This window comes from Anabaena sp. TISTR 8404 (assembly GCF_056847745.1).
Genome location: NZ_CP180578.1, coordinates 1246204 through 1261944, shown reverse-complemented (window position 1 = coordinate 1261944; position 15741 = coordinate 1246204). Strand labels below are relative to the sequence as shown.

Annotated in this window: 10 protein-coding genes and 2 pseudogenes; 6 read left to right on the top strand and 6 right to left on the bottom strand. The window is 42.4% G+C overall.

From position 1 onward, the window contains the following. The first annotated feature begins 22 nt into the window (after positions 1 to 22). Both cdaA and uppS read left to right on the top strand, forming a co-directional pair. Entirely contained in the window at positions 23 to 946 is a 924-nt protein-coding gene (gene cdaA / locus ACMX3D_RS05370) for a diadenylate cyclase CdaA (protein WP_482750419.1), read from the top strand. Next, a complete protein-coding gene (uppS, locus tag ACMX3D_RS05365; RefSeq protein WP_482750418.1) occupies positions 943 to 1692 on the top strand; it encodes a polyprenyl diphosphate synthase in 750 nt (249 codons plus the stop codon). Before cdaA ends, uppS begins: the two co-directional genes overlap by 4 nt. Positions 1693 to 1845: 153 nt before the next feature. On the opposite strand, the gene ACMX3D_RS05360 is transcribed toward uppS, so the two are convergent. Both ACMX3D_RS05360 and ACMX3D_RS05355 read right to left on the bottom strand, forming a co-directional pair. After that, positions 1846 to 2118 (bottom strand): DUF3143 domain-containing protein, encoded by a 273-nt coding sequence (locus tag ACMX3D_RS05360; RefSeq protein WP_482750417.1) that lies wholly within the window; start codon positions 2116 to 2118, stop codon positions 1846 to 1848. A 31-nt stretch (positions 2119 to 2149) separates the two neighbouring features. Continuing rightward, a complete protein-coding gene (locus ACMX3D_RS05355; RefSeq protein WP_482750416.1) occupies positions 2150 to 2695 on the bottom strand; it encodes a J domain-containing protein in 546 nt (181 codons plus the stop codon). Positions 2696 to 2932: 237 nt separating this feature from the next. Between ACMX3D_RS05355 and ACMX3D_RS05350 the strand changes: the two are divergent. Continuing rightward, a pseudogene (locus tag ACMX3D_RS05350) lies at positions 2933 to 3199 on the top strand (transposase); the annotation flags it as partial. A gap of 18 nt (positions 3200 to 3217) precedes the next feature. Here ACMX3D_RS05350 and ACMX3D_RS05345 read toward each other — a convergent pair. Further along, entirely contained in the window at positions 3218 to 4213 is a 996-nt protein-coding gene (locus tag ACMX3D_RS05345; protein WP_482750415.1) for a DnaJ C-terminal domain-containing protein, read from the bottom strand. Positions 4214 to 4367: 154 nt separating this feature from the next. Continuing rightward, positions 4368 to 6446, bottom strand: a complete 2079-nt coding sequence (gene dnaK / locus ACMX3D_RS05340) for a molecular chaperone DnaK (protein WP_482750414.1) — start codon at positions 6444 to 6446, stop codon at positions 4368 to 4370. Positions 6447 to 6775: 329 nt separating this feature from the next. Between dnaK and ACMX3D_RS05335 the strand changes: the two genes are divergently transcribed. Further along, on the top strand, positions 6776 to 7627 hold the full coding sequence (locus tag ACMX3D_RS05335; protein WP_482750413.1) for a M28 family peptidase: 852 nt from the start codon (positions 6776 to 6778) through the stop codon (positions 7625 to 7627). 279 nt (positions 7628 to 7906) lie between these two features. Here the strand turns inward: ACMX3D_RS05335 and ACMX3D_RS05330 are convergent. Then, positions 7907 to 8118, bottom strand: a pseudogene (locus ACMX3D_RS05330) (hypothetical protein); the annotation flags it as partial. 102 nt (positions 8119 to 8220) lie between these two features. Here ACMX3D_RS05330 and ACMX3D_RS05325 point away from each other — a divergent pair. Beyond that, positions 8221 to 11919 carry a hydantoinase B/oxoprolinase family protein gene (locus tag ACMX3D_RS05325; RefSeq protein WP_482750412.1) on the top strand — a complete coding sequence of 1233 codons (3699 nt, stop codon included), beginning with the start codon at positions 8221 to 8223 and terminating at the stop codon, positions 11917 to 11919. A gap of 68 nt (positions 11920 to 11987) precedes the next feature. Here ACMX3D_RS05325 and ACMX3D_RS05320 read toward each other — a convergent pair whose 3' ends face one another. Then, positions 11988 to 12230, bottom strand: coding sequence for a hypothetical protein (locus tag ACMX3D_RS05320; protein WP_482750411.1), 243 nt, complete (start codon positions 12228 to 12230; stop codon positions 11988 to 11990). A 990-nt stretch (positions 12231 to 13220) separates the two neighbouring features. Between ACMX3D_RS05320 and ACMX3D_RS05315 the strand changes: the two genes are divergently transcribed. Continuing rightward, the gene (locus ACMX3D_RS05315) at positions 13221 to 15545 is read left to right on the top strand and encodes a glycoside hydrolase family 31 protein (RefSeq protein WP_482750410.1); all 2325 of its coding nucleotides are present in this window, start codon (positions 13221 to 13223) and stop codon (positions 15543 to 15545) included. Positions 15546 to 15741: the final 196 nt, after the last annotated feature.

Genomic DNA, 15741 nt, shown 5'->3' with positions numbered 1-15741 from the left:
TCATACTTTCATTCCAGATGTCATGAGAGATTGGTCAAAGCATTGGCTGACAAACCTAGGATGGTCGCAGTCCTTGCTACTTGGGACTCTGGATATTGTATTAGTGCTGGCGCTGACGTACATGATACTAGTTATTATTAGCGAGCGCCGGACACTATGGATGGTGCGGGGATTTATTATTTTAATGCTGGCATCGGCACTCAGCGGTAGATTGGGTTTACCACTGCTGAATTTTGTCCTAGAAAAATTAGTGATTGGTTGTGCTGTGGCGATGGCAGTAGCCCTACAATCAGAGTTTCGGCGATTTTTGGAACAATTAGGACGTGGAGAATTACGCCAATTGTTTCAAACATCCAATTTGTCGATCCCCAAATCTGATAGTGTGATTGATGAAATTGTGGATGCGGTTAAAGAACTTTCAAAAAACCGAATAGGAGCTTTGCTAATTTTGGAAACCACTGGCCCAATTGACGAGCGAGATTTTTCTGTGCCTGGAGTTAAGCTGAATGCTGAGGTCTCTAAGGAACTTATACAAACGATTTTTCAGCCGAAAACTTTGTTACATGATGGGGCGACTTTGATTCGTGGCTCACGAATTGTATCATCAGGTATAATTTTACCACTTTCGGGACGCACAGCCTCGCGCCAGTTGGGTACTCGCCATCGGGCTGCGATGGGAATTACTGAGCGAGTCGAAAATTGTATTTGTGTAGTTGTATCAGAAGAAACGGGTTCTATTTCCTTAGCGGAACGGGGAACCCTAAATAGACCACTGACAATTAGAAAACTCAAAGAGTCCTTAGAAACTCGCTTATCTCCAACTGTGGATCGGGAAGCAGTGGCTCCTGGTCTGTTAAGCTGGGTGCGTCAGATTGGTAGTAAAGCACTGGTACTGGTTTCACGTTTACTTGGATTACCATCGACCGCTTCTCGAGATAAAAAATGACTGTACAACAAACTGAACTGCAATATTTGCCTCCCGACTTGAAACGGGAACTACTGCCCAAACACGTTGCGGTGATTATGGATGGCAATGGTCGATGGGCTAAACGTCAAGGTTTACCACGAATTATGGGTCATAAGCGTGGTGTAGATGCCTTAAAGGATTTGCTGCGTTGTTGCAAAGACTGGGGAATTGAGGCACTCACAGCTTATGCTTTTTCCACAGAAAATTGGAAAAGACCGCAGGAAGAAGTAGATTTTTTGATGACTTTATTCCAAGTAGTTTTGCGCCAAGAACTGCGGGAAATGGTTGAGGAAAACGTGCAAATTCAGTTTGTGGGAAATTTGCAAGCTTTGCCGCGATCGCTTCAAGAAGAAATTACCCGTTCAATGGAAGCGACTAAAAATAATCGCAGTATTAAGTTTTCTGTGGCAACTAATTATGGCGGACGGCAGGAAATTTTACAAGCTTGTCGCGCGATCGCTCAAAAAGTCGAGCAAGGTATCCTCAAACCAGATGAAATTGATGAAGCAGTATTTGAAAGCCATCTGTATACTGCGGGAATTGATGACCCCGATTTATTAATCCGCACTAGTGGTGAAATGCGCCTTTCCAATTTCCTACTCTGGCAAATGGCCTACGGAGAAATTTACATTACTGATACTCTTTGGCCAGATTTTGACCGGGCGGAATTTCACCGGGCTTTGTGTGCGTACCAGCAACGAGAGCGAAGATTTGGGAAAGTATGAAGTGTGAAGTCTGAAGTGTGAAGTCTGAAGTCTGAAATGTAAATTTCATTCTTGTGTTTTTAACTTAGCCTGCGGCAAGCCCCTTCGGGTCTACAGCTTTCATAATTCATCCTTCAGATTTTTTCATACTTCATCCTTCATACTTCAGACTTTTTAAGGGCCAAAAAACACGGCTTGTTCGATATCTTCCCGGCTGAGAGAATACTTGAAGGAGCGTTGGATGTCTTGTTGATTATCTCCAGCCTCAATATATCTGACTACTATTTGCTCAATATCTAACCAAAGTTCAGCTTGCCAATCGGGTCTTTGCACGCGCCAACAATGACGTTGTGTTTCATCTTGTTGACAACCTTGGTCTTTTAACCATTGCTCAATTTGTGGTAGAGGATGATTATATAAAGGTGTATCTGCTGGCAAAAGAGACATAGTAATTAGGTATTTTGAAGAAAGAAACTGTTTAATTGAAACTTGACAAGTTAAAGTTTTTTAACTCCCCAGGAAGCTTTAATTGCGATAGGTTAGAAATTTGCTTTTCGACTTTCGGGGGTGGTTGGGGTAATTGAGTTTGAAAAGCTGCCTCACCACGAGCGAATCCGATCGCGATCGCGAGTAATAAACATCCGACAAAAGTCAGTCCCAGAATAAATAAAGCGAAGATTTCGCCAGAAGAAAGCGGGCGATCGCTGGCATCTAGATAAGCTGATTTAGAGTAATCATAAGAATAGCGCACCGGACGATGCAAATCCGCAGGTGCTTGAATTACACCAAAGCGGGAATAACCAATTTTCAAATCATAGCTGAGTCGCCGTTCTGGATGGCTCAAAGTGGCATAAGCTTCATTAATTTGCTGAAATTTAGCAGTAGCAAGGGCAGCAGGTAATTCTGTAGTGTCAGGATGATAGCGCTTGCTTAGTTCCCGATAGGCACGGCGAATGTCTATCACCGATGCTGAGGGATGCAGTCCTAGTAGGGAGTAGTAGGAAGTTTCACTACTTTGTGGCATTGCCCCGTTTTGATTCACGGCTGTTTGAGGTTTGCGATCGAGTTTTTTCTAATATTGTAAACCTGCCTGCCTATTCCACAGAGGGAAAAATCATTAGATTTTCAGGCTATTGCGGGCGATTATGCCTGCGAATTTATTTATGAAGATGATAGCCTCTAAATTATGCGATCGCACAATTCTTTATCTCGGATATACGGCAATTGTTATAAGGTCATTCTGGAAGTAAGAATAAGACGTGCATTAGTTCCGGAAATTATGAGGTGGGATATGGTTGTAATACGTGAGTCACCTTGGTATCAAGAAATCTTGCGTGAAGGCGAAGCACGCGGACGAGGAGAGGAATTATATTCCAGTATCGAACTCTTATTGGAGATGAAATTCGGCAATCCAAGTTTAGAGTTAATGCCAAATATCTCCCAAATAAGTGATGTACAGCAATTAAAAGCTATTCAACAAGCTATTAAAACTGTCAACACTATTGAGGAACTACAGCAACTTTTATAGGTTGGTGAGTAGAAAACTCTAACCTAGTAAATCAGCGCGGGGTTTAAAGGTTTCAATTTGCCGAATTTTTTCGTAAAGTTCTTTTTCTTCAGGGCTAATATTTTTTGGTGTAACTATCTGAATCTCCACCAGTTGATCGCCACGTTTGCCGTTGTCAGTGGGGTAGCCTTTATTTGCCAAGCGGAATCTTTGACCAGACCTGACTCCGGGGGGGATGGTCATTTTCACGGGGCCGTCGAGGGTAGGTGCTTCTACAGATCCGCCGAGAACTGCTTCGCTGGGAGTTACTGGTACTTGACAGGCTATATTTGCGCCTTCTAGTTTAAATAAAGGATGCGGCTCGACGGTAATTTTTAGGTACAAGTCGCCGCCGCCGATACCTTGGTTTTTCAGGCGGATACTTTGACCTGTAACCATAGCAGGAGGCATTGTCACTTCTAGCGATCGCCCATCTTCTAAACGAATGCGTTCGTTACCACCTTGATAAGCTTTTTCTAATGGTAAGGTTAATCTCGCTTCAATATCTCTCCGCGCAGGTTTTGGGGGATTTTTTGGAACTGCATATTCAACTCTGCTGTTCGGCGAACGAAAAGGATCGGTTTTAGTGGTACTACCGTTTCTATTGCTTTGGCGACTACCAATACCGACTACTTGATTGATAAAGTCTTCAAAATTAGCAAATTGACTAGGATCTACAGGTTGATTGCCGTTGCTGCGATCGCTTGGACGTTCTCCCCAGCCTTTTGGTTTGGGTGTTTGTTTACCAGCAAAGCCTTTTTGCTTCCAATAACGGCTAAATTGGTCATATTGCGCTCTTTTGGCAGTGTCGGAAAGAATTTCGTAAGCTTCGTTAACATCTTTAAATTTTTCTTCGGCTGCCTTATTCCCTGGATTCAAGTCAGGGTGATATTGTCTAGCTAATCGCCGATAATTCTTTTTAATTTCTTCATTAGTGGCATCTTTAGGTACTCCCAAAATTTCGTAGTAATCGCGGAAATTCTGCAAATTTTGCATAGTCAGTTATTTAAATTGAGATTTTAGATTTTAGAGGTTGGTAATAATTATTAAGTAACCAGTAATACAATTTACCAATTACTTATTTCTGATTACCAATTACTAAATCCGTATTTTGAATCAACTTTCTCACCTAAGTAAAGGTCGGGGAGTACTACAACCAATCATCCTCATCATCCCAATTATCTTGGTAGCTAGGACGAGATGTGCGGCGAGAAGGACGACTGTCGTAGGATGAAGAACGGCTGTCTCTGCCGTAATCTCTGCCATTGTCTCTACCGTAGTCTCTGCTGTTATAGGAATCGCGTTCTCGGTAGGTATCTCGATAGTAATCTGGTTCTCGGTCTCGTTCTTTATCACTGCCTCCCGTGAAGATTTCTTTAATAGTGCCGAACAAGTCGTCGTCTTCATCTTCAGCGTAATACTGACGGACTTCTCGGTTTAGTTCATAAAGTGCATCTTGCAAGTCGGCGTAAGCTTGATCAATGCCGCGATCGTCGTTGGCTTGTAAACTATCTTTCAGTTCACGGCAAATATTATCAATGCGTTGACGGCGACTACGGGCAAATTGCATACCAAATTCCAGGGCTACTTCTCGCAGTTGGCGTTCGGCTTGTAAAATTAATGCCTCAGAACGGGTGCGTTTTTCAACGCGTTCTTTGCGTTCGCGGTCAACATCAGCGTATTTTTGCGCATCCTGAATCATGCGATTGATTTCCGATTCAGTCAAGGTGGAAGCGCCTTGAATGGTGATACTTTGTTCTCTGCCTGTGGTTCTATCTAAAGCTGTTACCTGTAAAATACCGTTGGCATCAATATCAAATGATACTTGTACTTGCGGAATCCCACGTGGCGCTGGGGGAATGCCGTACAGCTTGAACCGTCCCAGAGATTTGTTATCTCCGGCCATTTCCCTCTCACCTTGGACTACGTGAATTTCTACGGTGTTTTGGTTATTTTCCGAGGTGGAGAAGATGTCAGAACGGCGGACTGGGATAGTTGTATTGCGGGGAATGAGTTTTTTCATCACGCCGCCAATAGTTTCTAGCCCTAAAGATAAAGGTGTGACATCCAATAACAGTAAATCCTTCAGTTCCCCAGCAAGGATACCTGCTTGAATGGCTGCACCAACGGCGACGACTTCATCAGGGTTGACATTTTCGTTGGGTTCAATGCCAATTAAGTCGCGGACTAGTTGCTTCACCATCGGCATTCGTGTGGAACCGCCAACTAAGACGACTTCTTCGATATCTTCTGGCCTGAGTCCTGCATCTTTTAATGCCCGTTTGACTGGTGTGCGGACACGTCCCAGCAAGTCAGTACATAAAGCTTCAAATTGAGAACGTGTGAGGCGAGTTTCGATATGTTTTGGCCCGTCTTCTGTGGCGGTGATAAAGGGTAAGTTAATATCGGTAACGCTGACAGCAGACAATTCGATTTTAGCTTTTTCTGCTGCTTCCATTAAACGTTGTAGAGCTTGGCGATCGCGTCTTAAGTCTACACCTTCCGTCTCTAAAAATTGCTCTGCTAACCAATCAACTATTTTTTTATCAAAGTCATTTCCACCCAGTTGAGTATCGCCACTGGTAGATTTAACTTCAAATACACCATCCCCAACATCTAAAATCGACACGTCAAAAGTACCACCGCCCAAGTCAAAGACTAAGATGGTTTCGGTGTCACCACGATCTAACCCATAAGCTAAGGAGGCGGCGGTGGGTTCGTTGAGAATTCGCAGCACTTCTAAGCCAGCAATTCTGCCTGCATCGCGGGTTGCCTGTCTTTGAGAATCGTTAAAATAAGCGGGAACTGTAATAACTGCGCCTGTAACTGGTTCTCCTAAATAACGGCTGGCATCATCGGCTAATTTCTTGAGTACCATTGCCGAAATTTCTTCGGGTGCAAAATCTTTACTCAGGCGGGGACAAGCAATTTTAATATTGCCAATTTCATCTTTGCGGATAGTGTAAGGTACACGCTTAGAGTCTGGAGTTAGTTCACCATACTTCCGCCCAATGAAGCGTTTGACTGCAAAAAAAGTATTTTGCGGGTTGAGGACTGTTTGCCGCCGTGCCATTTGCCCAACCACTCTCTCGCCATCTTTGCTGAAACCAACTACGGAGGGTGTTGTGCGCATTCCTTCTGCATTGGCAATCACCACCGGCTTGCCACCCTCCATCACGGCGACTACTGAGTTGGTTGTACCCAAGTCGATGCCGACTACCTTGCCCATGCGTTACGTTTCTCCTAGTGTGTCTTATATCTATATATATTATGTTTAGCCAGGACTACCAATAGTATGAAGCTATTAGTGAAAAACACCTCAATGGTATAATAATCAATTAAGGCAAAAGGTGAATAAATTTAAGGTTAAGGAGCTAGTTGCAAGACTAGGATAGCATTCACAATGCTGCGTATGTCTCAGTAGCCTTAAATTTCAATAGTCGAATAACTCTACTGTATTAGTGTTTAAGTTGGGTAATCCACACTTCTGTAATTGACTTTTGGCATAATTACTAATTATTGGTGGGTTAATTTCATACTTCATACTTCATACTTCAGTTGAATTTACAAGAGCAATTACGAACTCATCTGCAAGAAATCGCCCGCGAACGCGATCCTTTCTTGGCAACAGCTGGGCATTTTTTTGTCCAAGAATACATTCGGCAACAATTTGCTCAATGGGGAAGTGTGGAAATCCACACCTTTGCAGTTAGAGGTAAAACCTGCAACAACCTGATTTTAAATTTATCTGCCCAAGCAGTTGGCAAGAATCAAGATTTACCCCCAATATTGATTGGGGCGCACTATGATGCTGTACCAGGAACACCAGGGGCAGATGATAATGCTACAGGTGTAGCGGTGTTATTAGAATTATCGCGAAAATTTGCGGCGGAACCTGCTAAGTATCCCTTGCGGCTAGTAGCTTTTGATATGGAAGAATATGGCTTACTAGGAAGTGCTGAATATGCAGCTTTATTGCATCAACAACAGCAACCGCTCCGCTTAATGATATCTCTAGAAATGCTGGGTTATTGCAACACTACCCCCGGTTCCCAGGATTATCCCCGTCCGTTGGAGAAATTTTATCCTAATCAAGGTGATTTTATTGCTTTGATTGGGAATTTGCGGACAATTCGTGATTTAATCAGCCTTAGTCGGAGTATTCGGAAAGTAGGTGTATCTAGTCAGTGGCTACCAGTACCCAACCGAGGTTTAATTGTGCGCCAAACTAGACTCAGTGATCATGCACCATTTTGGGATTTAGGCTATCCAGCAATTATGGTGACAGATACGGCATTTTTACGGAATCCTCATTATCACAAACCTAGTGATGCGATCGCTACTTTAGATTTAGATTTTCTTACAGGTGTCTGCCAAGGTTTAGAACAGGGAATTAGACGCTTAAATTAATTTGTGACGTTATCTGGATGCGATCGCATATTCGGTAGCATACTCATTAACTTATACGACAGCTACAAATGTAGGTTGGGTGGAGGAACGCAACCCAAAATCATCCAGACTTTGTTGGGTTTCGCTATCGCTACACCCAACCTACGAATTCATTTCTATATAAAATTGCTATTTCTAGATTATCAAAAGCCCAATTTTATATGAATTTACGCATAGAAATAGAATACAAACTAATTGAGCATTCAAATTAGAATAAAAATAAAAATTCTGACAAATCAAAGTATTTGTCCGAAAAACTAATAATAAACCTAAAACAAGATAGGAATAACACTGTCTAACGTGGGATGAGATACAGGTACATTAAAATAATAAAGGATAGAAATAATCACCCCAAACAAAGCACACAACAAAACACGTGGATAAATTGATGAGATAACTGAACCTTTTAACTGAAATGTCATTTGAAAGCAGTTAAATTTCTCAAGTTTCACGCAATTTACCTCAAGGAATATCTAGGTAACAAATCAAGCAAGTATCTGATAACTTAAAAGTCATACCTGAGAAGTAGTAAAGTAGACATTAAGGAATTCATAATGACTGAGGCATCCGCATTTTCTGTAAGTTGGGAGTTTTGGATTGATAGAGGCGGAACGTTTACTGATATTGTGGCGAAACGTCCTGACGGACAGTTAGTAATTCACAAGCTACTTTCAGAAAATCCTGAACGCTACACCGATGCAGCAGTGCAAGGAATTAGAGAAATTTTAGGTATTTCTGCTGATGCACCAATGCCAGCCGATCGCATCGCGGCGGTGAAAATGGGAACAACTGTAGCGACAAATGCCTTATTAGAGAGAAAAGGCGATCGCACAGTTTTAGTAATTACTCAAGGATTTCGGGATGCCCTACGTATCGGTTATCAAAACCGTCCCGACATTTTCGCCCGTCAGATAATTCTGCCAGAAATGCTCTACGAAAAGGTAGTTGAAGTAGAGGAACGTTACAGCGCTCAAGGCGAGGAATTAATACCTTTAAATATTGATGCTGTTCGCCCACAATTACAAGCAGCTTACGATGATGGGATTCGTAGTTGTGCCATTGTTTTCATGCACGGCTACCGCTACACCGCCCATGAACAGCAAGTTGCCACTTTAGCTAAAAGTATTGGATTTACTCAAATTTCCGTCTCTCACGAAGTCAGCCCGTTAATGAAATTAGTCAGTCGGGGTGACACGACAGTTGTTGATGCCTATTTATCGCCAATTTTGCGGCGATATGTTGATCAAGTTGCCAGTCAACTGATATTAGGGAATCGGGAATCGGGAGTAGGGAGTAGAGAAAATCAACACTCCCCACTCCCCACTCCCCACTCCCTAAAATTGATGTTCATGCAATCCAATGGCGGACTGGCGGATGCACAGAACTTCCAAGGCAAGGACAGTATTTTATCCGGCCCTGCGGGTGGGATAGTTGGTGCAGTGCAAACAAGCCGCATGGCTGGATTTGACAAGATTATCAGCTTTGATATGGGCGGCACATCTACCGATGTGGCTCATTACAATGGCGAGTATGAACGCACCTTTGAAACCGAAGTTGCAGGGGTACGTCTGCGGACACCAATGATGGCAATTCATACCGTTGCGGCTGGTGGTGGTTCCATTGTGCAGTTTGATGGTTCTCGGTATCGGGTGGGGCCAGAATCTGCTGGGGCAAATCCTGGTCCGGCGGCTTATTCCAAGGGTGGGCCGTTGACGGTGACTGATTGCAATGTGATGGTAGGCAAGTTGCAACCAGAGTTTTTCCCCAAGGTATTCGGGGCAAATGCGAATTTGCCATTAGATGCAGAGGTTGTGCGGCAGAAATTTCAGCAATTGGCGGCAGAAATTGGCGATGGGAGGACACCAGAAGAAGTCGCTACGGGTTTTTTGGCGATCGCAGTTGATAAAATGGCCAACGCCATCAAAAAAATCTCTCTCCAGCGTGGTTATGATGTGTCAGAATATACTCTATGTTGTTTTGGCGGTGCTGGTGGACAACACGCTTGTTTAATTGCCGATGCTTTAGGGATGAAGCAGGTGTTTATCCATCCATACGCGGGAGTATTATCTGCTTACGGCATGGGTTTGGCAGATGTGCGGGTAATCCGCGAGAAAGCGGTGGAAGCAGTTTTGAGTGAGGATTTGCTGACTGAATTGGAATCAGTTTTGCTGAAATTGGCAGCAGACGCGCAAGGGGAAACAAACCGCACAGACGCAAAGGAATCAAAGGTAGACGTTTTTCGCAAGGTGCATTTAAGGTATGAAGGGACGGATGCGCCTTTGATTGTAGATTTTGCTGATGTGGCAATGATGCAGCGTCAGTTTGAAGAGTTGCATCGTCAGCGTTACGGGTTTATTGCCCCAGAAAAGCGGCTAATTGTAGAAGCGGTGGCGGTGGAAGTGGTAGCAAAGCACGATGCGCCAGAAGAAGCTGTAATTTCACGCAGAGATAATCAAGAACCTGTAGCAGTAGCAACTGTGCAGATGTACACTGCTGGTGCATGGCAGACTACACCAGTGTATCAACGGCAGGATTTACAACCAAGAGATTGTATAGCGGGGCCAGCCATTATTGTCGAGGCGACAGGTACAAATGTCATTGAACCCCATTGGCAAGCTGAATTAACTGCACACAATCACTTAGTCTTAACGCGACAAACAAAACAAAAAACACTCAGCACTCAGCACTCAGCACTCAGTACTCAAAAAGATCCCGTCATGCTGGAGATTTTCAATAATTTGTTTCGGGCGATCGCGGAACAAATGGGTATAACCTTACAAAATACCAGTTCATCTGTAAATATCAAAGAACGCCTTGATTTCTCCTGTGCAATTTTTGACGGTGCTGGACAATTAGTAGCGAATGCGCCTCATATTCCCGTGCATTTGGGTTCCATGAGTGAAAGTGTGCAAGCTTTAATTACAAACTATGGCGACACCATCAAACCTGGTGATGTCTTTGTCTCCAATAACCCTTATAACGGTGGTACTCACCTACCAGACATTACCGTTATCACCCCAGTCTTCCCCAACTCTCAACTCCCAACTCCCAACTCCCCACTCTTTTACGTCGCCTCACGGGGACACCATGCAGATATCGGCGGTATCACCCCTGGTTCTATGCCGCCTAACAGTACAAATGTAGTAGAAGAAGGTATATTAATCGATAACTTCCAGTTAGTTGAAGCAGGCAAATTCCGCGAAACAGAATTAGTCCAGTTACTAGCTAGTGAACCTTACCCAGCCAGGAATATTACGCAAAACTTAGCAGATTTAAAAGCACAAATTGCCGCCAATGAACGCGGTGTGCAAGAACTCTTAAAAATGGTAGAACACTACAGTTTAGAAACTGTACAAGCTTATATGGGTTTTGTGCAAGATAATGCGGAAGAATCTGTACGGCGTGTTATAGAAGTTCTCAAAGATGGCAGTTTTAGTTATGCTTTAGATGATGGTAGTATTATTCAAGTTACAATTACCATCAACCAAGAAAAATGCAGCGCCAAAATAGATTTTACTGGCACTTCCAGCCAACAGTTAACTAATAATTTTAATGCTCCGGCAGCAGTTTGTAAGGCGGCAGTTTTATATGTTTTTCGCACATTAGTTAATGATGATATCCCTTTAAATGCCGGATGTCTTAAACCTTTAGAAATTCATATCCCTGAAGGTTGTATGTTAAATCCTTGTTACCCTGCGGCGGTGGTTGCGGGAAATGTGGAAACTTCTCAAGCAATTACCGATGCTTTATATGGCGCGTTGGGTGTTTTAGCTGCTTCTCAAGGAACAATGAATAATTTTACTTTTGGCAATGAACGCTATCAATATTATGAAACCATCTGTGGTGGTTCTGGTGCAGGTGCAGATTTTGATGGTACAGATGCAGTTCACACACACATGACTAATTCGCGTCTCACAGATCCAGAAGTATTAGAATGGCGTTTTCCGATTGTTTTAGAAAATTTTACTATTCGTTCTGATAGCGGTGGTAAAGGACATCATCATGGCGGAAATGGTGTCATCCGTCGCTTACGTTTTCTGGAACCGATGACAGCAGCTATTTTGTCAAATCATCGTGTAGTTGCACCTTTTGGTTTATGTGGTGGTGAAGCAGGTAAAGTAGGAAGAAATTATGTTAAAAGGTGCGATGAAACTATTGAGGATTTAGGTAGTAAAGCTGTGGTGGAAATGAATATTGGTGATGTGTTTGTGATTGAAACACCTGGCGGTGGTGGTTATGGATTGGCTGGATAAAAGCATTCGTGAGTGACAAGATACCCGACTTTTTGAAGAAGTCAGGTATCTGAAATTTCTCCTAAAAATTAAATCACCGCTTTCTGACGTGGACAATCAAACACTACGACAAAATTAGCGTCAGGTATTAGTTGACGTAAACTTTGCACATGACCATCTGCATCTGATCGACTGCGAAATCTCGCAACTGTTACTCGTTGCATATCTGGAAATAAACGCGCAACAATCCAAGAATTTAGCCGTTCTTTGTAGGCGATCGCCTGAGTCTGAGTTTCTGAGGAGAAATCTTTGTAATTGCTGTTTTGTGACATGATTAATTTATCCATAAGCAATCTAGTGAAGAGGGTTAGCGAATTTTTTGGCGAGGATGCTAAAGTCTCTTCCGGAAAAATTGGATTTACTTGCCACATTAATTGTTGATTATCAATTTCTAACGCTAAAGCTTAGCGCTCATTAGTTTTAATTCCCAGCCAAATTATGAATTTAAGAGCATTAAAACAACGTACAGTATTAAAAATTATTGATGTAGCGATTGAATTAGATTGCACATTATCTTCAATTCGCAACTGAGAAAGGGGTAGAACAGCACCAAAAAATGGATTTATGGCAAGTCTTCGGCTTGTGGGATTTATATCAATGCACTGAAAAAAACTGATGCAAGCAATCTAAGAACCGATTTTGGCTCAAGATACTTAGCTTTGCTTGAATATCACCTGAATAATTAAGTTGCTTTTTATGGTTAAGCGATCGCATCATCCCACACCAGATATAAATTCGTCCTCCTCCTTACGAGAGAAGACAAAAAAGTTTAGTACATAATTTGATTTGCATATTTAATATTTTTGACTGTTGACCCTTGGCTGACGGCAGTCAATAACTTCATCAAGTGATTATGCAATGAATATATAGCAATCCTTAATAAGTTGCCAACAAATATGTTTTTGGTTCCCTGTATCAACAAGTAGTTGATCAATCAAATAAAATTTTTATCGAAATACAAAAGGGAGAAAGAAAAAGAAACTTGATAGTACAACTTTCCTTTTCTTTCTCTGCCTTAGCTTGTCTTCTAACCTTGCTTTCAGCAGAATGTAAATTTACATTCTGCTAAATTCACACTTAATATTATGTTAAACCTTAATATTGAAATTGTGTATCCATATCACGATAGAAATAATAAATCTACTCTAGTAGGGATGCGATCGATAAAAGAATTAATAATTTTAATGATGAGGTTGCTTCATTTTTAAGAATCAGCTTAATATTTAAAAGCTACGTCAATATTATTATTAAAAAACTTAATTATGCCACAATATTTTGGAAAACTCCCCAGCACTAACCAACCTTGGAAAACAGTTGGCGCAGTGGAATTGGTAAATAAAAGTGAACGTACTATTAATTTGGAATGTGGTAATTCACGCCTCAGCCTCAGCATACTTGCCGCTAATTTAATTCGTGTGCGTTTTGCAGCCACAGGCGAATTTTTACCCCGACGTAATTGGGCTATAACTTTGGATGATAGCGAGTGGCAAAAATTACCATTTGAGGTACAAGAAACTAATTCCACTGTAGAAATCACCACAGAAAAAATCCGCATCTGCATCCAAAAGCAAAATTTTCATCTTACCTGCTTTGATTTAGCACATCGTCCTTTTGCCCAAGATGCAAATATAGGTATTGGTTGGCGTTTAGGTGCAGTTGCAGGCTGGAAAGAAATTGCCGCCGATGAACATTTCTACGGCTTTGGTGAACGCACAGGCTTTTTAGATAAACTCAGTCAAGTTAAAACAAACTGGACAGTTGATGCTTTAGATTACGACGCACTCACCGATGAAATGTACCAAGCAATTCCATTTTTTATGGCGTTGCGTCCCAATGTTGGCTACGGCATTTTTTTTAATACCACCTTCTGGAGTCAATTTGATATCGGTGCAGAACAACCAGGTGTCTGGAAGATGGAAACTCGCGGTGGTGAGTTAGATTATTACATCATCTACGGCCCTGAACCTGCCCAAATTCTCCGCACCTATACTCAGTTAATTGGGAGAATGCCTTTACCTCCCAAATGGGCATTAGGATATCACCAATGTCGTTGGAGTTATGAATCAGAAAGTGTTGTCCGGGAATTAGCACAAGAATTTCGCCAGCGTCGCATTCCCTGTGATGTGATTCACCTTGATATCGACTATATGCGCGGTTATCGCGTGTTTACATGGAGTCCCACACGCTTTCCCAACGCCGAAAAATTAATTGGTGACTTAGCAAAAGATGGCTTTAAAACAGTAACAATTATTGACCCTGGCGTAAAGTATGAACCAGAAGCTGATTATCATGTTTTTGACCAAGGATTAGCCAACGATTATTTTGTGCGAAAAGTTGATGGGAGGCTGTTTCACGGTTATGTTTGGCCGGAAAAAGCTGTATTTCCTGACTTTATGCGTGCTGATGTGCGGCATTGGTGGGGGAATTTACACAAAAGCCTTACAGATATTGGCGTGGCGGGTATTTGGAATGATATGAACGAACCCGCTATTGATAATCGTCCCTTTGGGGATGGCGGCGAGAAGATTTGGTTTCCGTTGGATGCACCGCAAGGGGAAACTACTCATCAAGAAGTGCATAATTTGTATGGGTTGATGATGGCGAAGGCTTGTTATGAAGGGTTGCAACAACATCGTCAACAAGAGCGATCCTTTGTCTTAACTCGTTCTGGTTATGCTGGAGTGCAGCGTTGGTCTTCTGTGTGGATGGGGGATAACCAATCTTTGTGGGAACATTTGGAAATGTCCCTACCCATGCTTTGCAACATGGGACTTTCGGGTGTGGGATTTGTGGGGTGCGACATTGGCGGGTTTGCAGGAAACGCCACAGCTGAATTATTTGCCCGTTGGATGCAGGTAGGAATGCTTTACCCGTTGATGCGTGGTCACTCGGCTATGTCTACGGCGCGTCATGAACCTTGGGTATTTGGCGATCGCACCGAAAATATCTGTAGAGAATATATTAATCTGCGTTACCAGCTTTTGCCTTACATCTACAGTTTATTTTGGGAAGCCGCCACCACAGGCGCACCAATTTTAAGACCATTACTTTACCATTTTCCTAACGATAGTAAAACTTACACCCTTTACGATCAAGTACTGTTAGGTTCCTCACTGATGGCTGCACCAATTTACCGTCCTGGTATTGAGCATCGAGTTGTCTATTTACCCGCAGGTACTTGGTATGACTGGTGGAGTGGCGAATCTTATCAAGGCCCTACTCACATTCTTGTTCATGCACCCTTAGAAAAAATGCCACTTTATGTCCGTGGTGGTGCTGTGATTCCCATGCAGCCAGTGATGCAATATGTTAATGAATTACCATCTCATGAAATTCGCCTTCGGGTTTGGCCTGGCAATGGTGAATTTAGTTTTTATGAAGATGATGGGCAAACATTCGAGTACCTCAATCAAAATTTTTCCCTCAGAAAAATTAGTGTAATTACACAGACAAACCAAACAATAGTCAACATTAGTACGCGAGAGGGAAAATGGACACCTCCACAGCGGCAAATAATTGTGGAACTTGTAGGTGTAAGCCAGCAGCAATTTCCCGATGATGGTCAACAACAAAGCTTGTCTTTTTAATTAGCTACAAAAAATTCAACATATACAGCAGGGAACAGGCAACAGGGAACAGCTTTGAAAGCATCGTAGTATATAGCTTTCTTCTCCAATTTGTACCTTATTCACTTGCAATCTGCTGTATCTTGCAGATTTTTTTGTGTTGACGCTTAACCGTCAACAGTCAACAGCATAAGTAATTGTGTAATTTCAAGGTGAG

Coding starts and splice junctions, on each gene's coding strand:
- cdaA (WP_482750419.1), top strand. CDS start 23: ATGAGAGATTGGTCAAAGCATTGGCTGACAAACCTAGGATGGTCGCAG.
- uppS (WP_482750418.1), top strand. CDS start 943: ATGACTGTACAACAAACTGAACTGCAATATTTGCCTCCCGACTTGAAA.
- ACMX3D_RS05360 (WP_482750417.1), bottom strand. CDS start 2,118: ATGTCTCTTTTGCCAGCAGATACACCTTTATATAATCATCCTCTACCA.
- ACMX3D_RS05355 (WP_482750416.1), bottom strand. CDS start 2,695: ATGCCACAAAGTAGTGAAACTTCCTACTACTCCCTACTAGGACTGCAT.
- ACMX3D_RS05345 (WP_482750415.1), bottom strand. CDS start 4,213: ATGCAAAATTTGCAGAATTTCCGCGATTACTACGAAATTTTGGGAGTA.
- dnaK (WP_482750414.1), bottom strand. CDS start 6,446: ATGGGCAAGGTAGTCGGCATCGACTTGGGTACAACCAACTCAGTAGTC.
- ACMX3D_RS05325 (WP_482750412.1), top strand. CDS start 8,221: ATGACTGAGGCATCCGCATTTTCTGTAAGTTGGGAGTTTTGGATTGAT.
- ACMX3D_RS05320 (WP_482750411.1), bottom strand. CDS start 12,230: ATGTCACAAAACAGCAATTACAAAGATTTCTCCTCAGAAACTCAGACT.
- ACMX3D_RS05315 (WP_482750410.1), top strand. CDS start 13,221: ATGCCACAATATTTTGGAAAACTCCCCAGCACTAACCAACCTTGGAAA.